Source organism: Mycobacterium sp. H4Y (assembly GCF_000364405.1).
Classification (GTDB): domain Bacteria; phylum Actinomycetota; class Actinomycetes; order Mycobacteriales; family Mycobacteriaceae; genus Mycobacterium; species Mycobacterium intracellulare.
The window spans coordinates 389,676-416,442 of record NZ_AKIG01000002.1 but is presented as its reverse complement, the minus strand read 5'-3'; the positions used below and the strand labels follow the sequence as shown (position 1 = coordinate 416,442).

At 69.0% G+C, this 26,767-nt stretch carries 21 protein-coding genes; 11 read left to right on the top strand and 10 right to left on the bottom strand.

All coding sequences use genetic code 11. The annotated features are described in order from the left end of the window. Nucleotides 1-14 precede the first annotated feature (14 nt). Nucleotides 15-1,544, bottom strand: a complete 1,530-nt coding sequence (locus W7U_RS15740; protein WP_008259688.1) for a DEAD/DEAH box helicase — start codon at nucleotides 1,542-1,544, stop codon at nucleotides 15-17. Nucleotides 1,545-1,821: 277 nt separating this feature from the next. Between W7U_RS15740 and W7U_RS15735 the strand changes: the two genes are divergently transcribed. Then, the gene (locus tag W7U_RS15735) at nucleotides 1,822-2,529 is read left to right on the top strand and encodes a ferritin-like fold-containing protein (RefSeq protein WP_036429440.1); all 708 of its coding nucleotides are present in this window, start codon (nucleotides 1,822-1,824) and stop codon (nucleotides 2,527-2,529) included. Between the two features lie 12 nt (nucleotides 2,530-2,541). Here the strand turns inward: W7U_RS15735 and W7U_RS15730 are convergent, their stop codons facing one another. Next, complete coding sequence (locus tag W7U_RS15730; protein WP_008259682.1) at nucleotides 2,542-3,249, bottom strand: MmpS family transport accessory protein; 708 nt, start codon at nucleotides 3,247-3,249, stop codon at nucleotides 2,542-2,544. 220 nt (nucleotides 3,250-3,469) lie between these two features. Between W7U_RS15730 and W7U_RS15725 the strand changes: the two genes are divergently transcribed. After that, nucleotides 3,470-3,736, top strand: a complete 267-nt coding sequence (locus tag W7U_RS15725) for a DUF3107 domain-containing protein (RefSeq protein WP_036389938.1) — start codon at nucleotides 3,470-3,472, stop codon at nucleotides 3,734-3,736. Here W7U_RS15725 and W7U_RS15720 read toward each other — a convergent pair. Next, nucleotides 3,733-4,419 carry a TetR/AcrR family transcriptional regulator gene (locus W7U_RS15720; protein WP_008259670.1) on the bottom strand — a complete coding sequence of 229 codons (687 nt, stop codon included), beginning with the start codon at nucleotides 4,417-4,419 and terminating at the stop codon, nucleotides 3,733-3,735. The genes W7U_RS15725 and W7U_RS15720 overlap by 4 nt on opposite strands. Before the next feature lie 90 nt (nucleotides 4,420-4,509). Here W7U_RS15720 and W7U_RS15715 point away from each other — a divergent pair, with 90 nt between their 5' ends. The 3 genes from W7U_RS15715 to W7U_RS15705 all read left to right on the top strand — a co-directional run bounded on the left by W7U_RS15715 (nucleotide 4,510) and on the right by W7U_RS15705 (nucleotide 7,814). Beyond that, on the top strand, nucleotides 4,510-5,655 hold the full coding sequence (locus W7U_RS15715) for a DUF3152 domain-containing protein (protein ID WP_008259669.1): 1,146 nt from the start codon (nucleotides 4,510-4,512) through the stop codon (nucleotides 5,653-5,655). 81 nt (nucleotides 5,656-5,736) lie between these two features. After that, complete coding sequence (gene moeZ, locus W7U_RS15710) at nucleotides 5,737-6,924, top strand: adenylyltransferase/sulfurtransferase MoeZ (protein ID WP_008259668.1); 1,188 nt, start codon at nucleotides 5,737-5,739, stop codon at nucleotides 6,922-6,924. A 35-nt stretch (nucleotides 6,925-6,959) separates the two neighbouring features. Further along, nucleotides 6,960-7,814: a TIGR02569 family protein gene (locus W7U_RS15705; RefSeq protein ID WP_008259667.1), complete on the top strand. Its 855-nt coding sequence runs from the start codon at nucleotides 6,960-6,962 to the stop codon at nucleotides 7,812-7,814. A gap of 6 nt (nucleotides 7,815-7,820) precedes the next feature. On the opposite strand, the gene W7U_RS15700 is transcribed toward W7U_RS15705, so the two are convergent. The 3 genes from W7U_RS15700 to W7U_RS15690 are packed head-to-tail and all read right to left on the bottom strand — an operon-like array spanning nucleotide 7,821 to nucleotide 9,166. Continuing rightward, nucleotides 7,821-8,132: an MGMT family protein gene (locus tag W7U_RS15700; RefSeq protein ID WP_008259666.1), complete on the bottom strand. Its 312-nt coding sequence runs from the start codon at nucleotides 8,130-8,132 to the stop codon at nucleotides 7,821-7,823. Between the two features lie 2 nt (nucleotides 8,133-8,134). Continuing rightward, the gene (locus W7U_RS15695; RefSeq protein WP_008259657.1) at nucleotides 8,135-8,920 is read right to left on the bottom strand and encodes an alpha/beta hydrolase; all 786 of its coding nucleotides are present in this window, start codon (nucleotides 8,918-8,920) and stop codon (nucleotides 8,135-8,137) included. A gap of 45 nt (nucleotides 8,921-8,965) precedes the next feature. Next, nucleotides 8,966-9,166 carry a hypothetical protein gene (locus tag W7U_RS15690; RefSeq protein WP_008259656.1) on the bottom strand — a complete coding sequence of 67 codons (201 nt, stop codon included), beginning with the start codon at nucleotides 9,164-9,166 and terminating at the stop codon, nucleotides 8,966-8,968. A gap of 123 nt (nucleotides 9,167-9,289) precedes the next feature. Here W7U_RS15690 and W7U_RS15685 point away from each other — a divergent pair, with 123 nt between their 5' ends. From W7U_RS15685 to nudC, 4 genes are read left to right on the top strand one after another with little or no spacing between them, the layout of a single operon-like run. After that, nucleotides 9,290-12,415 carry an ATP-dependent DNA helicase gene (locus tag W7U_RS15685; RefSeq protein WP_008259655.1) on the top strand — a complete coding sequence of 1,042 codons (3,126 nt, stop codon included), beginning with the start codon at nucleotides 9,290-9,292 and terminating at the stop codon, nucleotides 12,413-12,415. Next, a complete protein-coding gene (locus W7U_RS15680; RefSeq protein WP_020823348.1) occupies nucleotides 12,412-15,759 on the top strand; it encodes an ATP-dependent DNA helicase in 3,348 nt (1,115 codons plus the stop codon). Before W7U_RS15685 ends, W7U_RS15680 begins: the two co-directional genes overlap by 4 nt. A 48-nt stretch (nucleotides 15,760-15,807) precedes the next feature. Next, a complete protein-coding gene (locus W7U_RS15675) occupies nucleotides 15,808-16,878 on the top strand; it encodes a potassium channel family protein (protein WP_008259653.1) in 1,071 nt (356 codons plus the stop codon). Continuing rightward, nucleotides 16,878-17,810, top strand: a complete 933-nt coding sequence (gene nudC, locus W7U_RS15670) for an NAD(+) diphosphatase (protein WP_008259652.1) — start codon at nucleotides 16,878-16,880, stop codon at nucleotides 17,808-17,810. The genes W7U_RS15675 and nudC overlap by 1 nt, the downstream gene beginning before the upstream one ends. A gap of 11 nt (nucleotides 17,811-17,821) precedes the next feature. Here the strand turns inward: nudC and mrx1 are convergent, their stop codons facing one another. Then, nucleotides 17,822-18,076: a mycoredoxin Mrx1 gene (gene mrx1 / locus W7U_RS15665; protein ID WP_008259646.1), complete on the bottom strand. Its 255-nt coding sequence runs from the start codon at nucleotides 18,074-18,076 to the stop codon at nucleotides 17,822-17,824. A 161-nt stretch (nucleotides 18,077-18,237) separates the two neighbouring features. On the opposite strand from mrx1, the gene W7U_RS15660 reads away from it, so the two are divergent. Beyond that, nucleotides 18,238-20,349, top strand: a complete 2,112-nt coding sequence (locus W7U_RS15660; protein WP_008259633.1) for an ATP-dependent DNA helicase UvrD2 — start codon at nucleotides 18,238-18,240, stop codon at nucleotides 20,347-20,349. A gap of 403 nt (nucleotides 20,350-20,752) precedes the next feature. Further along, nucleotides 20,753-21,004, top strand: coding sequence for a WhiB family transcriptional regulator (locus W7U_RS15650; RefSeq protein WP_008259632.1), 252 nt, complete (start codon nucleotides 20,753-20,755; stop codon nucleotides 21,002-21,004). A gap of 9 nt (nucleotides 21,005-21,013) precedes the next feature. Here the strand turns inward: W7U_RS15650 and W7U_RS15645 are convergent, their stop codons facing one another. From W7U_RS15645 to W7U_RS26255, 3 genes are all read right to left on the bottom strand, one after another. Continuing rightward, entirely contained in the window at nucleotides 21,014-22,357 is a 1,344-nt protein-coding gene (locus W7U_RS15645; protein WP_008259631.1) for an AarF/UbiB family protein, read from the bottom strand. Nucleotides 22,358-22,438: 81 nt separating this feature from the next. After that, the gene (locus tag W7U_RS15640) at nucleotides 22,439-23,308 is read right to left on the bottom strand and encodes a hypothetical protein (protein WP_008259630.1); all 870 of its coding nucleotides are present in this window, start codon (nucleotides 23,306-23,308) and stop codon (nucleotides 22,439-22,441) included. A 903-nt stretch (nucleotides 23,309-24,211) separates the two neighbouring features. Then, nucleotides 24,212-26,635, bottom strand: a complete 2,424-nt coding sequence (locus W7U_RS26255) for a hypothetical protein (protein ID WP_136244655.1) — start codon at nucleotides 26,633-26,635, stop codon at nucleotides 24,212-24,214. Nucleotides 26,636-26,767 lie beyond the last annotated feature (132 nt).

Below are 26,767 nucleotides of genomic sequence, written 5' to 3'. Positions count from 1 at the left end.
GTGGGCGCGGGGGATTAGTTGTTTTGCGCGGTGGGGGCCGCCGCGGCGGCTTCCGCCGGCTTGCGGCGCCGACGGCGGCGACGGCTGGAGCCGGCGTTTCCCGGCGGGGAGCCGGCCGGCGTTTCCGCGGCGGCGTCACCGTTGCTGCTCGCGGCGCCGTTGCCCGACGGGTGCGCGCTGACCGGCTGGCCGCCGCGGGTGCGCCGCCGCGTCCCGGACCGCCGCGCGGTCTTCTCCGATTTCTGTCCCGGCTTCTGGGTGGCGCGCTCACCGGTGCGGCGCGCGCCCTGCGCCTTGCGGGCCGCACCGACGGTGCCTCCGGCATCGGCGGGGATGCTCAGCTCGTCGTACAGGTGCGGCGAGCTGGAGTAGGTCTCGGCGGGTTCGGGGTTGTCCAGCCCCAATGCCTTGTCGATCAGCGCCCAGCGGGTGAGCTCGTCCCAGTCCACCAGGGTGACGGCGACGCCGGTCTTGCCTGCGCGGCCGGTGCGCCCGATGCGGTGCACGTACGCCTGCTCGTCCTCGGGGATCTGGTAGTTGATGACGTGGGTGACGTCATCGATATCGATGCCGCGCGCGGCCACGTCGGTGGCCACCAGCACGTCGATGTCGCCGGTCCGGAAAGCCTTGAGCGCCTTTTCGCGTGCCACCTGTCCGAGGTCGCCGTGGACGGCGCCCACCGCGAAACCGCGCTCGGCCAACTCGTCGGCGACCTTCTGGGCGGTGCGCTTGGTGCGGGTGAAGATCATCGTGGCGCCACGGCCCTCTGCCTGCAGGATCCGGCTGACCAGCTCCACCTTGTCCAGGGCGTGCGCCCGGTAGGCGTACTGGACGGTGGTGTCGTGGGTGGCCGCCGAGTGCGGCGCTTCGGCCCGGATGTGGGTGGGCTGGTTCATGAAGGTGCGGGCCAGCGTGATGATCGGGTCCGGCATGGTCGCCGAGAACAGCATCGACTGCCGGTCGACGGGGATCTGCCGCAGGATGCGCTCGATGTCGGGCAAAAAGCCGAGGTCGAGCATCTCGTCGGCCTCGTCGAGCACCAGCACCGAGAGCCCACCGAGCTGCAGGTGGCCCTGCTGGCTCAGGTCGAGCAGCCGGCCCGGGGTGCCCACCACGACGTCGGCGCCGGCGCGCAGCGCCTCGATCTGCGCCTCGTAGGGGCGGCCGCCGTAAATGGGGACCACCGATAGGCGCCGGCCTTCGTCGGCGGTCAAATGCTTGGCCGCCAGCGCCAGGTCATCGGTTACCTGCAGGCAGAGCTCGCGGGTGGGCACCACGATCAGCGCGCGGGGTGTTCCGTTGAGCGGCCGCTCGGCGGTGCCGGAGGTGATGCGCTGCAGCAGCGGCACCCCGAAGGCGAAGGTCTTGCCCATGCCGGTGCGGGCCTGCCCGATCAGGTCGTCGCCGGCGAGCGCGAGCGGCAGGGTCAGTTCTTGGATGGCGAAGGGGCTTTCGATCCCCTTTTCCGCGAGCGCGCGCACGATTTCGTCGCGGACGCCGAGTTGAGCAAAGGTCAGTTCAGTTGTGCTGGTCAGTGTGGTCATGCGTGGGTAGGTAGCCTCTCGAAGACGTATCGGATTGTGTCGGGTGTTTCTCTGTCGCGGTCACGCGCGCACGAGTTCCGACTCCGAATACGTCGCCGAGTCGCGGGCTCCGGCTCAGTCTGGGGGTCCCAGCCCGGGCGGGCCTGCTGTGCACGCACATTTCGCCGATAGCGGCGTGGAAGAACATTGGCACAAATAACACCGCCATCTACCTACATGATAGCTGGTCGAGCTCCGGCACCCGTTTCGCGCCAACTCCGCCGACTACAGTGTTGCCATGACCCGGCCCTCTTACCAGCCCACTTCCACCGACCAAGTGGAGGAGTCGGCTGCCCCGCGATTGTCGGCCGATCACCCCGGGGTCAACGAGTTGTTCGCGGTCTTGGCCTACGGCGAGATCGCCGCGTTCTACCGGCTCACCGACGAGGCGCGGATGGCCCCTGACCTGCGCGGACGGATCTCGATGGCGAGCATGGCCGCCGCGGAGATGCAGCACTACGAGCAGCTGCGCGACGCGCTGGAAAGCCGCGGCGTCGACGTCGTGTCGGCGATGTCGAAGTACGTGTCGGCGCTGGAGAACTACCACCGCCTGACGATGCCCAGCACGTGGCTGGAAGCCTTGGTGAAGACGTATGTCGGTGACGCTCTGGCCGCCGATTTGTATCTGGAGATCGCCGACGGGCTGCCCGACGAGGTTGCCGACGTGGTGCGGGGGGCGCTGGCCGAGACCGGGCACTCGCAGTTCGTCGTCGCCGAGGTGCGCGCCGCCGTCACGTCCAGCGGCAAGCAGCGCAGCCGGCTCGCGCTGTGGTCGCGCCGGCTGTTCGGCGAGGCGATCACCCAGGCCCAGTACCTGCTGGCCGACCACGACGAGCTCGTCGACCTGGTGCTGTCGGGCGCTGGCGGGCTGGGCCAGCTCAACGCGTTCTTCGATCGGTTGCAGCTGACGCACGACCGCCGCATGCACGAGTTGGGGCTGAGCTGACGGCCGTCAAACTCAGCGCGAGCAGGTCGCCATGTTCGACGGGCTGCCCGACGCCATGATCCGCTGACCGGCGGCGTTGAAGACCGAGCAGCTGAGCTGGCCGTAGAAGCTGGTCGCGACCACGGATTCGGTCTGCACGCCGGGATTGAGGACCACTACCTTCGACCACGGCAGCGACACGTTGAACTCGCTCTGCGGGACGCCCCGCGCGTCGGTGTAGACCACGTTCACCAGGTCCAGCAGCTGCTTGGTCCCGCTCACGCTGTAGACGACGGTGCGCGGGTTCAGCGCGGCCGTCGGCGGTGCGGGCGCGAGAGGCGGTGCGGCCGTGGGGGTTTGGGCCGCCGGGGTGCTGGGCGCGGCGCTCGGCGTGGTGACGGTCGTCACGGTCTCCGGCGGCAGCTGGGCCACGCGCGAGGGGCTCGGTGGCGCGGACGCCTTGGTGGTCGCGGGTGCCGAGGTCACCGGGTGGGGGGCCGGCGCTCCCAGCGTGGCCTTGGTTGACGCGCTGTCGCCGCTGTTGATGATGACGGCGGTGGCGACGGCGCCGACGGCCACCACCGCGCCGAGGATCGCCGTCGCGGGTCGCCAGCGCGAATCGGCCGGCCAGCCCGTCCAGTTGTAGTCGGCGTTCAGGTAGGGGTCGGTGTCGCAGTCGTCAGCGTCGTCGTCCGGGTAGCTCCGGATCCGGTCGTCGAGGTGCGGCAATGTGGTACCCATGGGGCCGAAGTTAGCCATGTGAAAGCGCGGATCGGGTATCGCGTGGGTGTGTGAGACAACCTGCAAGCGAATCGTTATCGGCACGCGACCGAAGTTTCGCTGACCGCGAAGTGTGGGGACGCGACGAGGTGGGGGTCTGCCGCGTCAACTAGCCTGCTGCTGACGGGGCTGGGACTTCGCCGCCCGCGCACGACTTCAAACGCCTACGGAAGGGGTGACCGTGGAGGTCAAGATCGGGATCACGGATAGTCCGCGCGAGTTGGTCCTCGCCAGCGACCAGACACCCGCCGAAGTCGAAGACCTGGTCAGCGCCGCGCTCGGCGAGGGGTCGGGGCTGCTGCGACTGAGCGACGAGCGGGGCCGTCGCTTCCTGATCCACACCAGCAAGATCGCCTACGTCGAGATCGGCGTCGCCGACGCGCGGCGGGTCGGCTTCGGGATCGGTGCCGAAATCGAAGCCGGCAAACATGCCGGCAAGGGACGCTAGGAGCGGGTCAGCGGCACGTGTGACAGTCCGCCCCAGGCGAACTGGACGGTGCCCTCGACGGCGTCCGCCTTCGAAATCGGGCGATCGGAGTCGAGCCAGTACCTGGCGCAGTCGACGCTGATGCCGACCAGCCCGACGGCGATCATCCGCGCGCGGTGCGGGTCCAGCCCGGAATCCTCGCTGATCAACGCGAACACCGCGTCGATGCAGGATTCGGTGGCCACACGCACCTGGGCGGCCACCTCGGGCTCGGTGACGTAGTCGTTTTCGAAGATCAGCCGGTAGCCCTGGCTGTCGTGCTCGATGAAATCGAAGAACGCCTGCACCGCGGCGTGCAACCGCCGGCGGTTGTCCTTGGTGGTGCTCAACGCCTGCTGGACGCCGGAGACCAGGTTTTCCACGTGCCGCGCCAGCACGGCGAGGTACAGCTCGAGCTTGCTCGTAAAGTGTTGGTACAGAACGGGTTTGCTGACCCCGGCGCGATCGGCGATCTCGTCCATGCCGGCCGCGTGGTAGCCGCGGTCGACGAAGACGTCGCTGGCGACGATGAGCAACTGGCCGCGGCGCTCATCGCGGGGCAGCCGGTTGCCCCGCCGGTTGGGGGCCGCGGCGCCGTCCGCCGGCCGGCCGCGGTCAGCCGATCTGACGGCACGCCGTGCCGGCATCTTGGCGAGTTCGCTCATCGAGTCCTCATCTGATTGTCGACGGCCGGCCGTCGGTCCACCGGGGCCAGCCGCTCGCAGCTCGTTGAAAAGACCTTACTACCCGCGGGGTTGGAGCTCCCGCCGTCGGCGTCGTCGTACCTGGCAGAAGCGGTGTCGGGCGGCGGATTCGGGCGCGCCAAGGTCGGCGTGGGTGGTCCGCTGTGTAATCCTGGGAAAATGACGTCGCAGCGACCCCCGCGCAGCAGCGGTCGCGTGCCGGTGCTGCGCGACGAGTGGCGCGAGCCGCTGCGGGCGCTGCGTGACCCCCTGGCCGCCCCGGAAGCGGGGCGGGCGCGGGCCGACCGTGAGCGGCAGCGGCAGTGGCGCAAACAAACGTGGCTCGGGCGGTTCGTCTCCACCTACGGCTGGCGCGCGTACGCGCTGCCGGTCCTGGCGGTGCTGACGGCCGTGGTCATGTACCAGACGGTGACCGGCGCCGGCGCGTCGAAGCCCACGAACAGCCAGCCCATCGAGAGTCCCCCCGCGATCGGCGCGGTGGGCACCACGATCATCGACGCGCCGCCGCGTGGGCTCGCCGCGTTCGACGCCAACCTGCCGGCCGGGACGTTGCCCGACGGAGGCCCCTTCACCGAAGCCGGTGACAAGACGTGGCACGCGGTGCCGGGCGCGACGCCCCAGTTCGGCCAGGGCACCGCCAAGGTGTTCCGGTACACCGTCGAGGTGGAGAACGGCATCGACCCGACGATGTTCGGCGACGACGAAGCGTTCGCGCAGATGGTCGACCAGACGCTGGCCAATCCGAAGGGCTGGACGCACAACCCGCAGTTCGCTTTCATCCGGATCGACGGCGCCAGTGGGGCAAAGCCCGACTTTCGGATCTCGCTGGTGTCGCCGGTGACGGTGCGGGAGGGGTGCGGCTACGAATTCCGGCTGGAGACGTCCTGCTACAACCCGGTTTTCGGCGCCAACCGCGAGGCGCGGGTCTTCATCAACGAGGCGCGCTGGGTGCGCGGCGCCGTGCCGTTCGAAGGGGACATCGGTTCGTACCGGCAATACGTGATCAACCACGAGGTCGGCCACGCCATCGGATACCTGCACCACGAGGCCTGCGAACAGCAGGGCGCCCTGGCGCCGGTGATGATGCAGCAGACGTTCTCCACGTCCAACAACGACGCCGCGCAGTTCGACCCCGACACCGTCAAGGCCGACGGGAAGACCTGCCGCTTCAACCCCTGGCCGTACCCGATCGCCTAGCGGCCGACTGCCTTCGTTGCCGTCCTCCCGGCGGGCTGCTGTGATGGATTCATAAGCAGAACCGCGAAGCTGACCGAGGAGATGTTGTCCGTGTCGTCGTTGCCACCGCTGGTGGCACCCGCAGACCACCTGACCGGCGACGAGGTGGCCCGCTACAGCCGTCACTTGATCATTCCCGGCCTGGGGGTCGACGGGCAGAAGCGACTCAAGAACGCCCGGGTGCTGGTGATCGGCGCCGGTGGCCTGGGGGCGCCGACCTTGCTGTACCTGGCCGCGGCCGGCGTGGGCACGATCGGCATCGTCGAATTCGACGTCGTCGAGGAATCGAACCTGCACCGCCAGATCATTCACGGCGTGGCCGACGTCGGGCGTCCCAAGGCCGTCTCGGCGCGGGAGTCGATGCTCGCGATCAACCCGCTGGTGGACGTGCGCCTGCACGAGGTGCGCCTGGACTCCACCAACGCCGTCAAGTTGTTCGGTTGCTACGACCTGATCGTGGACGGCACCGACAACTTCGCGACCCGGTACCTGATCAACGACGCGGCGGTGCTGGCGAAAAAGCCGTACGTGTGGGGGTCGATCTACCAATTCGAGGGCCAGATCTCGGTGTGCTGGGAGGACGCGCCGGACGGACGCGGCCTCAACTACCGCGACCTCTACCCGGAGCCGCCGCCGCCCGGCACCGTTCCGTCGTGCGCCGAAGGCGGCGTGCTGGGCATCGTCTGCGCGTCCATCGCCTCGGTGATGAGCACCGAAGTGATCAAACTCATCACCGGCATCGGCGATTCGTTGCTGGGCCGGTTGATGATCTACGACGCGCTGCAGATGACCTACCGCACGATCGCGATTCGCCGGGACCCGTCCGACGCGTCGAGGCCCAAGATCACCGAGCTCGTCGACTATGAGCAGCTGTGCGGCGCGGCCGCCGACACCCCGGTCGGCGACGCGACGGCCATCACCCCGCGGGAGCTGCGCGAGCTGCTGGATTCCGGCAAGGAGCTGGCCCTGATCGACGTCCGCGAGCCCGTGGAGTTCGACATCGTGCACATCGATGGCGCGCAGCTGGTCCCGCAGTCGTCGATCAACTCGGGTGAGGGTCTGGCAAAGCTGCCGCGGGACCGCATGCCGGTGCTGTATTGCAAAACGGGCGTGCGCTCGGCGCAGGCGCTGGCGGTGCTGAAGCAGGCGGGGTTCGCCGATGCGGTGCACCTGGAGGGCGGAATTGTGGCCTGGGCGCAGCAGATGCAACCCGACATGATCCTGTACTGAGCTTCGCCGCTGTTGGACTCGTTTAGAGTACCGGTGTGACAGTCGAGCCACCGCCGGACCATGTGCTGTCGGCGTTCGGTTTGGCCGGCGTCAAACCCGTCTATCTGGGCGCCAGCTGGGAGGGCGGCTGGCGGTGCGGCGAGGTCGTCCTGTCGCTGGTGGCCGACAACGCCCGCGCGGCGTGGTCCGCCCGGGTCCGCGAGACGTTGTTCGTCGACGGCGTCCGGCTGGCCCGCCCGGTCCGGTCCACCGACGGGCGCTACGTCGTTTCCGGGTGGCGGGCGGACACCTTCGTCGCGGGGACGCCGGAGCCTCGCCACGACGAGGTCGTCTCGGCGGCGGTCCGCCTGCACGAGGCGACGGGCAAACTGGAACGCCCCCGCTTTTTGACCCAGGGCCCCGCGGCGCCCTGGGGGGACGTCGACATTTTCATCGCCGCCGACCGCGCGGCGTGGGAGGAACGGCCCCTGGCCTCGGTGCCGCCCGGCGCGCGGGTGGCCCCGGCCACCGCGGACGCCGAGCGCTCGGTGGAGTTGCTCAACCAGCTCGCCACGTTGCGCAAGCCGACCAAGAGTCCCAACCAGCTGGTCCACGGGGACCTTTACGGCACAGTGCTTTTCGTGGGCACCGCGGCGCCGGGCATCACCGACATCACCCCGTACTGGCGGCCCGCGTCGTGGGCGGCGGGCGTGGCCGTCATCGACGCGTTGTCCTGGGGCGAGGCCGACGACGGACTCATCGAGCGCTGGAACGCCCTACCGGAATGGCCGCAGATGTTGTTGCGGGCGTTGATGTTTCGCCTGGCGGTCCATGCGCTGCACCCGCGGTCCACCGCCGAGGCGTTCCCCGGTCTGGCCCGCACCGCGGCGCTGGTCCGGTTGGTCCTGTAGTCGAAACTACAAAACCCCGCCCGGGAACTCGTAGCGGACCTCGCCCAGCGCGATCCTGCCGTCGCGGGCCAGCACGCCCTCGGCGCGCAGCAGCTCCAGCTGCCGGGTGGTCAGGTGGCGCGCCGGGCGCCCGGAGGCGGTGATGACGCGGTGCCACGGCAGGTCCGAGGAATCGGTCCGCATGATCCAGCCGACGATCCGCGGGCTGGAAAGCCCTGCGACCGAGGCGATGTCGCCGTAGGTGGCCACCCTGCCGGACGGGATGGCGGCGACCAGCGCCCGCACCCGCTCGACCTGATCGTCGGTCACCGGCGCCACGGTCAGCGGGCTTCCAGTAGCTCGCGGGCCAGCGCGGCGACGTCGTCGGGCTTGGCGTAGGGCACCATGTGGTTGCAGTCGAAATCCAGCAGCCGGAAACGCGATCCCAGCCGCTGCGCAAGGCCCGCGATGAGTTCGTCGGTGACATACGGCGGCGATGTTCGCTTGGCGCGCACCAGGATCGTCGGCGTTTGCGCCGGCGGCAGCACGGCGTCGCGGGCGAGCTCGCTCCAATACGCCATCATCGCCGGCAGGCTGATGCGCCAGCCGTAGCGGCCATTGGGTAGGGCGATCAGATGCTCGTCGAGCTCGGCATCGAGCAGCGCGGGCTCGACATCCGACCACGAGCCGTGCACCTTTTCCAGGCGTGCTTCCTCGGCGTCGGGATAGTCGGGCGAGGACAACATGGCCTCGGCGATTTCGCGCATCCACGCGCCGTCCAACCCGATCGCCGGATCGAGCAGCAGCAGCCCCGAAACCCGGTTCGGCCGCGCCGCGGCCAGGTGCATGGCAAGCCCTGCGCCGAACGAGTGGCCGACGACCACCACCGGCGTGCCGGCCTGCGCGTCGAGCAGCGCGGCCAGCGCCGAGACGTTGGCGTCGATGGTCCACGGCGCCGCCCACGAGGACCGGCCGTGGCCGAGCAGATCCGGTGCGGCCAGGCCGATCTCGGGCAGCAGGCCGGACAGGTGTTGCCAACGCTGCCCGTGCCCGGTCAGCCCGTGCAGCGCGAGGATCCGCGCCGGACCGGACGGACCGTAGCGGTGGACGTACAACTTCGCGGTCACCCGTCGATGGTGCCAGCCGCCGTCACCGGGCGTCGCGGGCGGTCCTCAGCGATCGTCGTCCCGATCGTCGTCCGCGGACACGACGTAGGCCTGCTCGATCACGTCGGCTTCGTTGGCCTCGCGGTCCCGGGCGCTCACGTAATCGGTGTCCAGGCCGGCGTCGTCGTCGGAATCGGCGGGCCGCAGTTGCTCCACCGCGTCGCCCTCGGGCGCCTCGTCGGTGGGAAAGCCGTGCTCGTCCGTCATGGTCGTCAACCCCTCCTTTTGCAGCCTTGAGACCATTCTTCGCGCTGCTGCGACTTCCAGGGTAAGAGCTCGCGTCGGCGCTGGCCGGGTCCACTTGTCACACCCTGGTGATTGCATGCAGCCATGGCACACACCTGGGAGGCCGACGCGAGCGCTGTGCTGGCGCCCGGTGCGCGCGGGATCGTTCGCGTGCTCGGCGGGCCCGGGACCGGAAAGAGCAGCCTGCTGATCGACGCCGCGGTCGCCCGGATCGACGCCGGGATCGACCCGGAATCGGTTCTGCTGCTGACCGGTTCGGGCCGGCTCGGGATGGCCGAGCGCAGCGCGTTGACGACGGCGTTGCTGCGCTCCCGACCGGGCCGGGTCGCCGTCAGCGAACCGCTGGTGCGGACCGTGCACGGGTATGCCTACGCGGTCTTGCGGCGCGCCGCCGAACGGGCCGGCGATGCGCCCCCGCGGCTGGTCACCAGCGCCGAGCAGGACGCCATCATCCGGGAGCTGCTGGCCGGAGACCTCGACGACGGCGCCCGCGCGACGTCCGCGTGGCCGGCGCAACTGCGGCCGGCGCTGAGCACCGCGGGGTTCGCCACCGAACTGCGAAACCTGTTGGCCCGCTGCGCCGAACGCGGTATCGACCCAGGGGAACTGGAGCGGCTTGGCCGTCGTTGCCGCCGGCCGGAATGGATCGCCGCGGGGCAATTCGCGCGCCAGTACGAGCAGGTGATGTTGCTGCGCGCGGCGGTCGGCACGGCCGCGCCGGAGGCGACGACACCCGCGCTGGGCGCCGCCGAATTGGTGGGCGCGGCGCTGGAGGCGTTCGCCGTCGACCCCGAGCTGCTGGCGGCCGAACGCGGCCGGATCCGGGTCCTGCTGGTCGACGACGCCCAACAGCTCGACCCTCAGGCGGCCCGCCTGGTGCGGGTGCTCGCGGCGGGCGCCGAGCTGGCGCTGATCGCCGGGGACCCCAATCAGGCGGTGTTCGGCTTCCGGGGCGGCGAACCGGCCGGGCTGCTCGACGGCGACGGCCCGGCGGTGACGTTGACGACGTCGCATCGCTGCGCGCCCGCCGTGGCCCGCGCCGTCAGCGGCATCGCCGCCCGGTTGCCCGGCGGCGGCGCCGGCCGCCGGATCGACGGCGCCGGGGCGGGGGAGGGATCGGTCACGGTGCGCCTCGCCGCCTCGGCGCACGCCGAGGCGGCGGCGATCGCCGACGCGCTGCGCCGGGCGCACCTGTTCGACGGCGTGCCCTGGTCGCAGATGGCGGTCATCGTCCGGTCGGTACCGCGGGCCGGCGCGCGGTTGCCGCGCGCGCTCGCCGCCGCCGGGGTGCCGGTGGCCGCGGCCGCCGCCACCGGGCCGCTGGCCGAGGAGCCGGCGGTGCGCGCGCTGCTGACCGTGCTGCTGGCCGCCGCCGACGGGCTGGACGGGCAGCAGGCGCTGGCGTTGCTGACCGGCCCCATCGGCCGCGTCGACCCGGTTTCGCTGCGGCAACTGCGCCGAACCCTGCAGCGCGCCAACCCCGATCGCCCGCCGGGCGACTTCGCCGAGCTGTTGGTCGAGACGCTGTCGGGCGCCGTGCCGCCGGGTCCACAGTTCCGTTCGTTGCGCAAGGTCCGCGCGGTGCTGGATGCGGCCGCGCGGTGCCACGAAGCCGGCGAGGACCCGCGCTACACCCTGTGGGCCGCCTGGCACCGGTCCGGGCTGCAGCGCCGCTGGCTGTCGGTCTGCGAGCGCGGCGGCCCCGCCGCGGCCCAGGCCACCCGGGATCTCGAGTCGGTCACCGCGTTGTTCGACATCACCGACGACTACGTGTCGCGCACTTCCGGCGCGTCGTTGCGCGGCCTGGTCGAGCACGTCGCCGCGCTGCACCTGCCGAACGCCAACCCCGAGCCGGCCGCCACGGCGGGGCAGGTCAGGGTGCTCAGCGCGCACGCCGCGCTGGGACACGAATGGGATTTCGTGGTCATCGCCGGATTGCAGGATGGTTTGTGGCCCAACACCGTTCCGCGGGGCGGTGTGCTGGGCACCCAGCGGCTGCTCGACGAGCTGGACGGGGTCACCGCGGACGCCTCGATGCGCGCACCCCTGGTGGCCGAGGAGCGCCGGTTGCTGGTGGCGGCGATGGGCCGTGCCCGCCGGCGGCTGTTGGTGACGGCGGTCGACAGCGACACCGGTGGGGCGGACCACGCGGCCGCGCTGCCGTCGCCGTTCTTCTTCGACATCGCGCAATGGGCCGACGAAGACGTGGAAACGACTGCGCTGCAACCTATTTCGGCGCCCCGGGTGCTGTCGGCGGCTGCGCTGGTGGGACGGCTGCGGGGCGTGGTCTGCGCTCCCGACGGGGCGGTGGACGAGCTCGCCCGGGACTGCGCGGCAACGCAATTGGCCCGCCTGGCCAAAGCCGGGGTGCCCGGCGCCGACCCGGCCGGCTGGCACGGCCTGACCCCGGTCAGCACCGGCGAGCCGCTGCGGGGTGGCGGCGACGTCGTGACGCTGACCCCGTCGACCCTGCAGACACTGACCGACTGCCCGCTGCGCTGGCTCGCCGAACGCCACGGCGGGACCAATCCGCGCGACCTGCGCTCCACCATCGGTTCGGTGGTGCACGCGCTGATCGCCGAACCGCATCGAAGCGAATCCGAACTGTTGGCTGAGCTGGAGCGCGCCTGGCAGCACCTACCCTTTGCGGCGCAATGGCATTCGGACAACGAGCTGGCCCGTCACCGCGCGATGCTCGAGGCGTTCGTCGAGTGGCGAAGCCAGAGCCGCGGCGCGCTCACCGAGGTCGGCGTCGAGGTCGAGATCGACGGAACCCTTGAAACCGGTGACGGGGAACAGGTTCGGCTGCGCGGCCGCGTCGACCGGCTGGAGCGCGACGCCGCCGGACGGCTGGTGATCGTCGACGTCAAGACCGGCAAGTCCCCGGTCAGCAAGGACGACGCCCAACAACACGCCCAACTGGCGATGTATCAGCTGGCGGTGTCCGAAGGCCTGGTGGCCGCCGGGGGCGACACCGTGGAACCCGGTGGGGCGCGGCTGGTTTACGTCGGCAAGGCCGGGGCGGCCGGGGCCGTCGAACGCGAACAGGACCCGCTGACCGCGGACGCCGGCGACGAATGGCGACAGGTCATCCGGCGTGCCGCCGCCGCGACGGCCGGCCCGCAGTTCGTGGCGCGGCGCAACGACGGTTGCACGCACTGCCCCATCCGGCCGTGCTGCCCGGCGCACACCGACGGAGCGGCCCGATGAACGCCCGCTACAACCCGAGCGAATTGGCTTGCGCGCTCGGCCTTTTCCCGCCGACCGAGGAGCAGTCTGCGGTCATCGCCGCGCCGCCGGGCCCGCTGGTCGTCATCGCGGGGGCCGGAGCCGGTAAGACCGAGACCATGGCCGCACGGGTGGTGTGGCTGATCGCCAACGGCTACGCCGAACCCGCCCAGGTGCTGGGACTGACGTTCACCCGCAAGGCCGCCGGCCAGCTGCTGCGCCGCGTCCGGTCCCGGCTGGCCCGGTTGGCCGGCGTCGGCCTGGGCCCGGTCGGCGATGCCGCCGCCGAGCCCGAGGGCGCCCCGGTGATCAGCACGTACCACGCGTTCGCGGGTTCGTTGCTGCGCGACTACGGGCTGCTGCTGCCCGTCGAGCCCGACACCCGGTTGCTCAGCGAAACCGAGCTGTGGCAGCTGGCTTTCGACGTGGTCAACGGGTACCGCGGCGAGCTGCACACCGACAAGACCCCGGCCGCCGTCACCTCGATGGTGTTGCGCCTGTGGGGACAGTTGGCCGAACACCTCGTCGACACCGGACAGCTGCGCGATACCCACGTCGAGGTAGAGCGGCTCGTCCATGGCCTGCCCGCGGGGCCCTATCAGCGGGAGCGCGGTCCCAGCCAATGGTTACTGCGCCTGCTGGGCACCCAGACCGAGCGCGCGGAGTTGGTGCCGCTGCTGGACGCGCTCGACGAGCGCATGCGCGCCGAGAAGGTGATGGATTTCGGCATGCAGATGGCCTCGGCTGCGCGGTTGGCCGCGGGCTTCCCCCAGGTCGGTGCGGACCTGCGCGCCCGTTACCGGGTGGTGCTGCTCGACGAGTATCAGGACACCGGCCACGCCCAGCGCATCGCGCTGTCGGCCCTGTTCGGCGGCGGGGTCGACGACGGGCTGGCGCTGACGGCCGTGGGCGACCCCATCCAGTCCATCTACGGCTGGCGCGGGGCCTCGGCGACCAACCTGCCCCGGTTCACCACCGACTTTCCCCGCTCCGACGGCACACCCGCGCCCGTCCTGGAATTACGGACCAGTTGGCGCAATCCGCCGCGGACCCTGCGGGTCGCCAACGCCGTGTCGGCCGAGGCGCGGCGGCGGTCGGTGGCCGTGCACGCGCTGCGCCCTCGCCCGGACGCCCCGCCCGGCACGGTCCGCTGCGCCCTGCTGCCCGACGTGGTGGCCGAGCGCGAGTGGATCGCCGATCACCTCGACGCCCACTACCGGCGGGCCCGGGCGGAGGGTGTCAGCCCCCCGACGGCCGCGGTGCTGGTGCGCCGCAACGCCGACGCCGCGCCCATCGCCGACGCGCTGCGGGCGCGCGGCATCCCCGTCGAGGTGGTCGGGCTGGCCGGGCTGCTGTCGGTGCCCGAGGTCGCCGAGGTGGTGGCCATGCTGCGGCTGGTCGCCGACCCGACGGCCGGCGCGGCGGCGATGCGGGTGCTCACCGGCGCGCGCTGGCGCCTCGGCGCCCGCGACATCGCCGCACTGTGGCAGCGTGCGCGCGCGCTCGGCGGGACCGCCGCGGACCCCGCGCCGCCCTCGCCCGAGGCGATTGCGCGCGCCGCCGACCCCTCGCACGTCGACGCCGATACCGTCTGCCTGGCCGACGCGATCGCCGACCCGGGTCCGGCCGGCGCGTATTCGGCGGCGGGGTATCAGCGCATCACCGCCTTGGGCGCCGAGCTGAGCGCCCTGCGCGCCCACCTCGGGCATCCCCTCGCCGACCTGGTGGCCGAGGTGCGCCGCGCGCTGGGCGTCGACTGCGAGGTCCGGGCCGCGGCGGGGGTGGCGGCGGGTTGGGCCGGCACCGAGCACCTGGACGCGTTCGCCGACGTCGTCGCCGGTTACGCCGAGCGCGCCGACGGCGCGGCCACGCGGCTGGACGCGTCCGCAACCGCCTCGGTGGCTGGGCTGCTGGGGTTTCTGGATGCCGCCGAGGCGGTCGAGAACGGTTTGGCGCCGGCACCTTTGGCCGTCGCGCGCGACCGCGTCCAGGTGCTCACCGTGCATTCGGCGAAGGGACTCGAATGGCAGGTGGTGGCGGTCGCGCACCTCTCGGGTGGGACGTTCCCGTCGACCGCGTCCAGGAGCACCTGGCTCACCGACGCCGCGGAGCTGCCCCCGCTGCTTCGCGGCGACCGCGCCGCCGCCGGGGCGCTGGGCATCCCGGTGCTCGACACCTCGGACGTCACCAACCGAAAACAACTGTCGGACAAGATCTCCGAGCATCGCCGCCAGCTCGATCAGCGGCGCGTGGACGAGGAGCGCCGATTGTTGTACGTCGCGATCACCCGGGCCGAGGACACCCTGCTGGTGTCCGGGCACCACTGGGGCGCCAGCGGGGTCAAGCCGCGCGGCCCGTCGGATTTCCTGGTGGAGATCAAGGACGTCATCGACCGTGCGGCCGTGGCGGGCGACCCCTGCGGCACCGTGGAGCACTGGGCGCCGTCGCCCGCCGACGGCGAGCGAAACGCGCTTCGCGACAACGTTATCGAAGCGGTGTGGCCGGCCGACCCGCTGGCCGTGCGGCGCGACGAGGTCGAGCGCGGTGCGGCGCTGGTGAGGCGGGCGCTCGCCGCCGGGCCCGGTCGGCCGTGCGCCGATGTCGACGGCTGGGCGGGTGACGTCGACGCATTGCTGGCCGAACGGGCGCGGTTGATCGAGCCACCGGTCCGGGCACTGCCCGGCCAGCTGTCGGTCAGCTCCCTGGTCGGCCTGGCGCGCGACCCGACGGGCGCCGCGCAGCGGTTGAGGCATCGGCTACCGTCGCGGCCGGATCCGCATGCGTTGCTGGGCAATGCGTTTCACTCCTGGGTGCAGAAGTTCTACGGCGCCGAATGCCTGTTCGATCTCGGCGATCTGCCGGGTGCGGCGGACTCCGACGTCGGCGGCAGCGCCGAATTGGCCGCGCTGCAGGCCGCATTCACCGAATCTCCGTGGGCCGCAAGGACTCCCGTCGCCGTCGAGGTGCCGTTCGAGATGCCGATCGGTGAGACCCTGGTCCGCGGGCGCATCGACGCGGTGTTCGCCGATCCCGACGGCGGCGCGACCGTCGTGGACTGGAAAACGGGCGAACCGCCGCACGGCGCGGAGGCGCTGCGCCAGGCCGCCGTCCAGCTCGCGGTGTACCGGATGGCCTGGGCGGCGCTGGCCGGGGTCGCGGAATCGTCGGTGCGCACCGCCTTCTACTACGTGCGCGCCGGCACCACCGTGGTCCCCGACGAACTGCCGAGCGCCGCCGAGCTGGCCGGGTTGCTGACCGATCCGGACGGTACGCGGTGTGACCCGCGCCGCCCGAGTATTGGGGAGGCGGTGCCCGTGGTTACATAAGACGCGTGCGTGTCTCGTGCGCGGAAATCAAACCGATGACGGGCCGCCGTGGGCAACGGTAGGTCCCGAAAGCTGAGCGGTCTGGACGAAACGCTGACCGCCCAGCGCGGTCACCAGCTGATCGGCGTGGTGCGCATCCCCGAAGAGCACGCCAGCCCCATTCGGGTCATCACCCGCCGCCTGGCCATCGCCCTGGTGGTGCTGTTCGGCGCGGCCGTCATCGTCTATCTGGACCGCGACGGGTTCCGCGATGTGCGCAACGAGCCGCTGACATTTCTGGACTGCCTGTATTTCTCGGCGGTTTCGCTGTCGACCACCGGCTACGGCGACATCACGCCGTACACCGAAACCGCGCGCCTAGTGCACACCCTGATCTTCACCGCGCTGCGGATCGCGTTCCTGGCCGTGCTGGTCGGCACCACGCTCGAAGTGCTTTCCGAGCGGTCTCGCCAAGGGTGGAAGATTCAGCGTTGGAGGAGCAGAGTGCGCAACCACACCATCGTGATCGGCTATGGCACCAAGGGGAAAACGGCGGTGGCCGCGATCCTCGGCGACGAAACCATCCAGGCGGAGGTGGTCGTCGTCGACACCGATCGCAGCACGCTCGAACACGCCGAGAGCGCGGGTCTGGTCACCGTCCACGGTGACGCCACCAAGGCCGATGTGTTGCGGCTGGCCGGGGCCCAGCACGCCGCGTCCATCATCGTCGCCACCAGCCGCGACGACACCGCGGTGCTGGCGACGCTGACCGCGCGCGAGATCGCGCCCAACGCCAAGATCGTCGCCTCGATCCGGGAGGCCGAAAACCAGCACCTGCTGCAGCAGTCGGGGGCGGACTCGGTCGTGGTCTCGTCGGCGACCGCCGGTCGCCTCCTCGGGCTTGCCACCACGACGCCCAGCGTCGTGGAGATGATCGAGGACCTCCTGACGCCCGACGCCGGGCTCGCCATCGCCGAGCGTGAGGTCGAGCAGAGCGAAGTGGGCGGTTCACCGCGGCATTTGCGCGACATCGTGCTCGGCGTGGTGCGCGACGGGCACCTGTGGCGCATCGACGCCCCGGAGGTGGACGCCGTCGAGGCCAACGACCGCCTGCTCTACATCCGAAGCGTGGGGCATTGATGGCGATCGCGGACTTTCAACTGCGCAGCGTCCCGTTGCTGTCGCGCGTCGGAGCCGACCGAGCCGATCAGCTGCGCACCGACGTCGAGGCGGCCACCGCGGGCTGGGCCGAGGCGGCGCTGCTGCGGGTGGACTCGCGCAATCAGGTGCTGGTTTCCGACGGCCGGGTGGTGCTGGGTGCCGCCGCCGAACTCGGCGACAAGCCGCCGTCGGAGGCGGTGTTTCTGGGGCGCCTCGAGGGTGGCCGCCACGTGTGGGCGATCCGCGGCGCGCTGCAGGCACCGGAGGACCCCGACGCGCGCACCGAGGTGGTGAACTTGCGCAGCCTCGGCCCGATCTTCGACGACACCAGCGGCCAACTGATGTCATCGGCCGTCGCACTGCTGAATTGGCATGAGAAGTCTCGATTCAGCTCGGTGGACGGTTCACCCACACGTCCGGCCCGGGCGGGTTGGTCACGCGTGAACCCGGTCACCGGGCACGAGGAGTTCCCTCGCATCGACCCGGCGGTGATTTGTCTGGTGCACGACGGCGGCGACCGCGCGGTGCTGGCGCGCCAGGCGGTGTGGCCGGAGCGGATGTTCTCGCTGTTGGCCGGATTCGTCGAGGCCGGTGAGTCTTTCGAGGGGTGTGTGGCTCGGGAGATCCGTGAGGAGATCGGGCTGACCGTGCGCGACGTGCGCTATTTGGGCAGTCAGCCGTGGCCGTTCCCGCGCTCGCTGATGGTCGGCTTCCACGCCGTCGGCGACCCGGCGCAGGACTTTTCGTTCAATGACGGCGAGATCGCCGAGGCGGCGTGGTTCACGCGCGACGAGGTGCGCGAGGCGCTGGCGGCCGGGGACTGGTCGAGTTCCTCGGAGTCGAAACTCCTGCTGCCCGGGTCGATTTCGATCGCGCGGGTGATCATCGAATCCTGGGCCGCGATCGACTGACTGGGCCTGGCTCAGCTACCGGTCTCGGCCAGCTTCGCCTTCACCTGGGCCGCGCTCGGGTTGGTCAGGGTCGACCCGTCGGCGAACTTCACCGTCGGGACCGTCCTGTTGCCGCCGTTGACCGAGCTGACGAAGTCAGCGGCCGCCGCGTCGTGCTCGATGTCGACCGCCTCATACGGGATTCCGTTGGATTTGAGCACCGTCATGAGCCGGTGGCAGTAGCCGCACCAGGATGTCGTGTAGACGGTGAGCGGGGCAGTGGTCATAGCCCGATAACGTAGCCCGGCGACGATGCATTCCGCGCCGGGGGTACCGCCCAGCCGCGCAGCGGCGAGGGGGACGGGATGCGGAGGTCGATCCGATTCGGGCGTGGCGATGCATCAGCTCGCTCGGCGACTTGTCAGTATGGGAAGCCACTATGGACGCCATGCCGACGGTCGCCGATCCACTGACAGCCGGGCTGGACGACGAGCAGCGCGAGGCCGTGCTGGCTCCGCGCGGCCCGGTCTGCGTGCTGGCCGGTGCCGGAACGGGCAAGACCCGCACCATCACTCACCGGATCGCCCAGCTGGTCGCCGGCGGTCATGTCGCCGCCGGCCAGGTGCTGGCGGTCACGTTCACCCAGCGGGCGGCGGGGGAGATGCGCTCCCGGTTGCGGGCGATCGACGCCGCGGCGGGTATGGGGCCGGCCGTCGGCGCGGTCTCGGCCCTAACCTTTCACGCCGCCGCCCACCGGCAGCTGCGGTACTTCTGGCCGCGGGTGGTCGGTGACACCGGGTGGCAGCTGCTGGACAGCAAGTTCGCGGTCGTGGCCCGGGCGGCCAGCCGCGCCCGGCTCAACGCCAGCACCGACGACGTGCGCGACCTGGCCGGCGAGATCGAGTGGGCCAAGGCGTCGCTGATCGGCCCCGAGGAATACCCCACCGCGGTGGCCGCCGCCGGGCGGGACATCCCCCTGGACGCCGCCCAGATCGCCGGCGTCTACGCCGCCTACGAGGCCCTCAAAGCGCGCGGCGAACACGTCACCCTGCTCGATTTCGACGACCTGCTGCTGCACACCGCGGCCGCGATCGAAAACGACCCTGCGGTGGCCGAGGAGTTCCGCGACCGCTACCGCTGCTTCGTGGTCGACGAGTACCAGGACGTCACGCCGTTGCAGCAGCGGGTGCTGACGGCCTGGTTGGGCGACCGCGACGACCTGACGGTGGTGGGTGACGCCAACCAGACCATCTACTCGTTCACCGGGGCCTCGCCGCGGTTCCTGCTCGACTTCTCCCGACGCTTCCCCGACGCCACCGTCGTGCGCCTCGAGCGCGATTACCGGTCCACCCCCCAGGTGGTCTCGCTGGCCAACCAGGTGATCGCCGCGGCGCGCGGGCGGGTCGCCGGCAGCAAGCTGCACCTGGTGGGCCAGCGCCCGCCGGGTCCCGCGCCGACGTTCCACGAGCATCCCGACGAGCCGGCCGAGGCCGCCGCGGTCGCGGCGTCGATCGCGCGGCTCATCGAATCCGGTACCCCGCCATCCGAGATCGCCGTGCTGTACCGGGTCAACGCGCAGTCGGAGATCTACGAGGAGGCGCTGACCGAGGCGGGCATCGCCTACCAGGTCCGCGGCGGCGAGGGATTCTTCAATCGCCAGGAGATCAAACAGGCCCTGCTGGCGCTGCATCGGGCCTCAGAACGAGCCACGGCGCGCGGTGCGGAGGGTCCCCTGCCCGACGTCGTCCGCGCGGTGCTGGAACCGCTGGGCCTGACGGCCCAGGAGCCGGTCGGTACCCGCGCCCGCGAGCGCTGGGAGGCCCTGAGCGCGCTGGCCGAACTGGTGGACGACGAAGTCGCCCAACGCCCGCAGCTGGACTTCCCGGGGCTGCTGGCCGAGCTTCGGATGCGCGCCGACGCCCGGCACCCGCCGGTGGTGCAGGGCGTCGCGCTGGCATCGCTGCACGCCGCCAAGGGGCTCGAGTGGGACGCGGTGTTCTTGGTCGGGTTGGCCGACGGCACGCTCCCCATCTCACACGCGCTCGCCCACGGCGCCGAGAGCGAGGCGGTCGAGGAGGAGCGCCGCCTGCTTTACGTCGGAATCACCAGGGCCCGAACGCATTTGGCGCTCAGCTGGGCGCTGGCCCGCAGCCCGGGCGGGCGTCAGGGGCGCAAGCCGTCGCGGTTCCTCAACGGCATCGCACCCCAGGCGCGGGCCGAGCCGGGGCCGAACAAGTCTCGGCGCAACCGGGCCACCGCGACCCGCTGCCGGATCTGCAACAACAACCTGACGACCCCGGCGGCCGTCATGCTGCGCCGCTGCGAGACCTGCGCGGCCGACATCGACGAGGACCTGCTGCTCCGGCTCAAGGCGTGGCGGCTGGACGTCGCCAAGGAACAGAAGGTGCCCGCCTACGTCGTCTTCACCGACAACACGCTGATCGCCATTGCCGAGCTGCGGCCCGACGACGACGAGGCGCTGATCGCGATTCCCGGCATCGGCGCGCGCAAGCTGGAACAGTACGGCCCCGACGTGCTGGAGCTGGTTCGCGGTCGCTGACCGGCAAACGCGCAGGTCAGAAAATCGGTTGTGACGACGACGGTGACCGTTTACCCTCGATACCGCGACTCGGCACTACGGACGAAGGAGGTGGCCGCGATGCTCAGCGACGCGTTCGGTGTAGGCGTGGCCCGCGCGGAGCTGTCCGCGGGTACCTCCCATGCCGCACACGCCGCCGTGTCGGCGGCCGCGCGTAAGCATCGCGCCGCCGCCGCGACCGACGCGTCCGTAGGAGTCGGGGGCCCACCGAAGGCAACGTAAGCAGCAGCCCCGGTTTTCACCCAGATGGCCACGGACCCGAAGTCAAGGATCCGTGGCCATAGTTATCGGTCGGCAACGAAGCGACCTGGTCCGGATCACCGCTCAAGGACAGCAACCCAGACCAGGAAGTAGGTGGTAGGACATGTCGGCACGGATAGCCCCCAGGCCGGACCTGCCGTGTCACGCCGGCGATCCCGATCTCTGGTTCGCCGAAGCGCCGGCCGATCTCGAACGCGCCAAGTCGCTGTGCGTCGACTGCCCGGTGCGCCGCCAGTGCCTGGCGGCCGCGCTGGAACGGGCCGAGCCCTGGGGCGTGTGGGGCGGCGAGATCTTCGACCGCGGTTCGGTGTTGAGCTTCAAACGACCCCGCGGCCGCCCCCGCAAGGCGGCCTAGCGCGCGAGACTAGACGACCGCGTTGTCGGGTTCGGCGAACCCGGGCACCAGCTCTTCGGACAGCGCCTTGATCGGCACGTGGGCGTCCAGCTGACACAGGATCGCGGCCACCGACATGATCACCCGCATCGGGATCACCAGCTTGGGCGGCAGATCCATCTGCCGGGCCGTGCGGATCTGCGACACGGACCGGTCGATCTCGATGGCCGACATCTTCTGCAGCCACTTGCGGGTGTAGTGGAAGACCTCGACCTCGACCGGTTCGACGTACTGGCGCAGCATGTCGTCGATGTCGCGCACCGACACCTGCTGGCCCTTCTGGATGAACCCGGCCTTCTCCATCGTCGGCAACAGCAGGTCGTAGTTCTTGTCGCGGGCCAGCCGGATGCTCATCCCGAGCTCGATCGGCAGGCCGCCGGGCAGCGGCGCGACGGCGCCGAAGTCGATGACGCCCATGCGGCCGTCGTCGAGCAGCATGAAATTGCCCGGGTGGGCGTCGCCGTGCAGCATCTCCAGCCGGCGCGGCGCGTCGAACGTGAGCTCGAGCAGGCGGGTGCCGACCAGATCGCGCTGCTCGGTGGTGCCGTGGCGGATGATCTCGGCCATCGGGATGCCCTGCATCCACTCCTGGATCACCACTTTCGGTGCGCTGGCCACGATGCGCGGCACCGCGAAGTGCGGATGGTCGTGATACGCCTTGGCGAACGCGCGCTGGTTCTCGGCCTCGAGCCGGTAGTCCAGTTCCATCTCGGTGCGCTCGATCAACTCGTCGACCACGCCCTGGATGTCGGCGCCCGGCGCGAGTTGCTTGAACACCCCGACCAGCCGCTGCATGGTCTTGAGGTCGGCCCGCAGCGCCTCGTCGGCCCCGGGATACTGGATCTTGACCGCCACCTCGCGGCCGTCGGACCACACGCCCTTGTGCACCTGGCCGATGCTCGCCGAGGCCACCGGGGTGTCGTCGAACGAACTGAACCGCTCCCGCCACTTGGTGCCCAGTTGGGCGTCGAGCACCCGGTGCACCTTGGCCGCCGGCAGCGGCGGGGCATCCTTTTGCAGCTTGGTCAACGCTTCGCGGTACGGCTCGCCGAACTCCTCGGGAATCGCGGCCTCGAGCACCGACAGGGCCTGGCCCACCTTCATCGCGCCGCCCTTGAGCTCACCCAAGACGGTGAACAACTGGTGGGCGGCCTTTTCCAGAAGCTCGGCCTGGACCTCGTCCCTGGACTTGCCGGTCAGCCGCTTACCGAATCCGAGCGCTGCCCGACCGGCGAATCCGACCGGAATGCTGGCCAGCTTGGCGTTACGCGCAGCCCGGCCCCGTTTGATGTCTGCCACGTAACCATCATCCATGATGGCCCACGCGATGTGGAGAGAAGCCGACAACGCTTGTTGTCAACCCGCGTCGCGGCAGGTCAGCGCGCGGGCCCGCCCTCAGCAGGCGCACAACGGGTGTTTGACCCACTGCCGCGCGACGATCGCGCCGGCGTGCAGATCGAATTCCAGCGTCGCGTTCAGCGTCTGGGGCGGTTCGGGCTCGGACGCCGCGTCCTGGCCGCGCACGGCCGCGATCACCCGGTTTACCTGAGACAGCGCCAGCGCCGCGGTCGCGAGCGCGGTGGCCCGGTCGGCGACGCCGACGGTTTCCCGCAGCTGCGCACAGATCGCCGGCCACGCCGCATCGCGGTCCCTGCGGTGCAGGTCCGCGCAGCCCAGGCAGCTCGTCACGCCGGGGATCACCAGCGGACCCACCAGCCCGATGCCGTCGCGCACCCGCACCAGCAGATGCGCGACGCCCTGGTCGTGCAGATCGCGCACCATGCGCGGGTCGGCGACGAGGTAGTCCGACAACACCACCAGGTCGACGTCGCCGGCCGACACCGCCGCGTGCGGTTGACTGCTGTGCGCGATCCGGGCGCCCGAGCAGCGCAACGACTCCACGAGCAACTCCGAGAGCGGCCCGCGGCCGTGCACGCGCACCGACGGCGCCCGGCCGCGCGGTCGCCCGCATTCGGTCGCCACCCCGGCCCGAACCAGCTGCGCCACCAGGCTTCTCAGTCCCTCGGTGTCGGTCAGGCCACGGTCGAGCGCCCGTCGCTGCAACTCCGGCAGCGGGGTCGGCGACGACATGGACCGCAACAGCGTGGCCAGCTCGGTGGCGGCCAAACCGCCCGGAGGACGTACCAGCACCGCGCGACGGGGATCCCAGCCGACCTGCACCGCGCCGTCGGGCCGCAGCAGCACCGGCATCGCCGGGTCCAGCGCATAGGTGGCTGCGTAGGTGGCATAGACGGCTGAGGGCACCGCTGCAGGGTGCCACGCCGACGGCGAGCGGTACGTCGGTTATCAACAGGACCGCTGGCGGCGTCGTTGACGGCGGCGCCGGCTCAGAAGCCCGCGTCGGTCGAAATCGCTCCGCACGATGGGAGTCAAGGCAGGCCTGTTTGTAGACGGTCGCGTCGTCGAAGCTGTAGCCCTGCGTCGACTTGTCCGCCTTCAGGCTGTCGTCGCACGCACTGATGAGGAGTTCGCCCTGCTTAATCAGGCCTTAGACCTGGTCGCTCCGGCGCCATAGTCGTGCTGGTAGGCGGGAGACCGCTTGGTGGTGCCCACAACCGTCGGCGCTCAGCACCGCCAGAACGACCGTGCAGCCCGATGCGGCCCAACGTCCGCGCTAGATCCTCCGGCTCGGCACCGCAGAAACAGTGCATGCCGTCAATTATTTGCGGAACCGCCGCCGTCGCCCGCTTGCTCGAGCCTGGCGATCACCTTGCCGATGCCACGAGTGTCGCCGTCAATGAGGCGGCTTGCTCGTCAAGCCCGGCCATCGAGGTCATCCTCGGGCCGGCGCAACCGTCCATCTGTCCGGACGGTGCTGCCGGCGACGGACACGTCTTGCTGCCGCGTGTTCCGATGACCATTCCATTCGTTGTGGTCACCGGTCCGACTGGCCTGCGTCGCTGTGCCGCGCGCCGACCACGAACGCCACCAGCGGCTCACTCTCCGCGTTTTCCCCGGTGCAGCGGCAGCGCCGTTCGAGGCCAGTTGGCGCGCCGTGAGGCCCGAGCGTTGAGACGAGGGGTATCGGAAACAGGTTCGATCTGTGCGCGGTGCTCCCAAGCAGGGGCGCAAAGCAGTGCGGAAGCCGGACGGGGCGGGTGAGCACTTCGCCAGTCTTCGATTGCGTAGCTGACGGATACCTCATGCTCAGTTAGTCGTTTGTTCAATCTCAGATTGATGGTTGGCTTGCTCCTCGGCCGCGGGAAGTCCGGGTCCGCGGCGTCTACGGTTCGGATAGCCAAGCCACATCTCGGAAAACTGGCTTCGGTACTTACGGGTGAATCTTAAAACCTCGTTAGGGTCTTCGAAGCTGGCTGATCGCAATAGATGTTGCGCTTCATCAAGAGGTGGCAGTCCCATCCAGTCCAGTGTCGTAGGCCGTGTGAAGCTGTGCTCGAAACTTCTGGGTCCGACAAATTGGTGCTTTTGCAATCCCCAGCGGTCAACAAGTGCTGATGAAAACTCGAACAGCAGACGACAAAATCCCAAATTCTCTATCTTTGTTACGCTCTGGCGCGTGGCCTCGACTGCCTGTTCTACTCGCTCAATATTCGGCGGGGTCTGCCGATAGTGTAAGTAACCATTGCGGACTTCACTGACGGAAGCATCTACCAGCGTCTTCGTGACGGATCTTAGCCCGGTAATAATCCGCTCCTGACTTGGCAACGATAAGTTTAAGAAGGGAAGCGTGGAACGAAGCAAATAACGCTTAAGATCAGTCTTGCCATCGAATTCCGGGATATCTTCAATTGGCCTCTCGAAATTCTCTGGTGTCTTGCGACAGGCTTCAAGATGGTCTGCGAGGATTCGAAAACCCTGCATAAGACTGTAGAGTTCAGGGCGTTTTCCTGAATAGTCCAAGCAGCCTTCTTGCCCTTGTTCGCTTTTGGGCAATGTCCCCTGAAGGAGCTGCAGGCCCCGCTCTTGGCCTTGCTCGTGGTCATAGGAAAAAGGCTTTTCGTCACTAGTATGGTCATTAAGCAACGCCCAAGATGTGAATGCTAATGAGTCGAGCAGTATGTGTTCGAGCTCGGTAAAATATGGTGCAGCAGCTTCCTGAAACCGTTCTAAGCTGCCCATTAGTGCTGAACTGCCAATCGATGCGGATTGCGTGAGTGCCGACATCTTCTCGTGCCTTCGCCAGAAGACAGCATGTGGGTCATTTTCCAGCTCGACATCGAATCCCAATTTCCACAGAATTGTACCGATGATCTCATCATCAGTCATGTCCTGATCGTGGTCGATGCGCACTTCATGACAAGCTGTTATCATATTTGACCTGCGGGCTAGCACTAGTCGAGTCAACGCTTCTGTCGGCGACTTAGTCTGGTAGAACTTCTCTAGCTTTTCGTCTAGGTCATCTATGTCGAAACCCCGCAGTTGCCACTCCAGCTCCTGCACGTCTGCGTCTGCGTCCCGTACATAAAGTTTGCTAAGTAATCTTCGTTCCCGCAACAAAGCCAGGCCGGGCTGATCGGATACGAATCGAACTCCCAGATGACCCAATTCAGCGCGTAACCGAAATGCGCCCGACCGAAATTGCCGATTTATGACCGGCAGCCGAACCTCGCCGCACGGAATTTCTATTGCATTGGATCTGACTAGACGGTCTAATGTTGTGGCCAACGTCTCTTCGTCAACGAGTAAAGTCACCTGAAGCAGCTGCGCTCGATTCATGTGTGCAACGGCAGACGTTGCATCTTTGACCGTAATGAACCCTGACACAGCTTCGCGTAGTACGCCCTTGGTCGTGTCGAAAAGATCCGCAACGAATAGTCGCAACTCGCTGTCCGAAAGCGCATCGCCCAAGAGAGGCAGTAAAACTGTCACCTCTTGATCGCCGTAGTAATGGCTGGCACCGCCGTGGAGCTCAGCTGCGAGTGCCCACCATTCTGCCCCTTTTCCAGGCAAAGCCTGTAAGATGTCTCGCAATTTTTGACGTTGGAGATTTATCGGAGCGTTGGAGCCAGTTTCCAGAGAGATAGGATGAATGGCTCGGCACCCGGGCTCGGAGCAGTGATAAGCGGGGACACGGCGGCTAGCTGGAGCCCGCCTTCTTTCAGAGCTTGTACGCAAACCGTATGGTCCAATTGTGTATTTGCCGTACTGATAAACACCCGTCGGAAGCCTGTCGAGAAGCTTCATTGTCTCGGCATTATCGAGAAACTCTTGCTCATCTTCGTAGAGTTCAGCGTAAGCATCGTAAAGGCTACGCGCGAAGATAAAAGGATATCGTATCTGATTCCGTTTGATTCCATCGTCGATTGCTGCCTCCAATCTGCCTAGGTCGGTAGCCTGGAGGTCAATAAACAGGTCATCAAACCCGATTGTCAAGGCGCACATCAGTCGAGCATCTTTGGCGTTTACCCCCTGCTTAACAAGGCGGGTCAAAATTTTAGTTCCATCTTCGGTCAACTTGATTGCATTATTCAAATCGTCCGATACCACGTAGCTGTCCGGAATGATGCAATCGCCCAACGATTCCATCAAATCACTAAAGTCGACAAAGAGCTTCCGCCAGTTTGGATCTTCATAGCTAGCCAGCAGCTCTTGCACCGTTCGTTTAGCCATTCGCCCTCTCCCGACTGGTATCGCGACCGGGCCATCATCGCAATATCGCCGCGGACATGCTGGCCGTTCGGCGAAGCTGCGTTCGGTTGGGGCTTGAGCACCACCCAGCACCCACGTTTTGGTGTCGGCAAC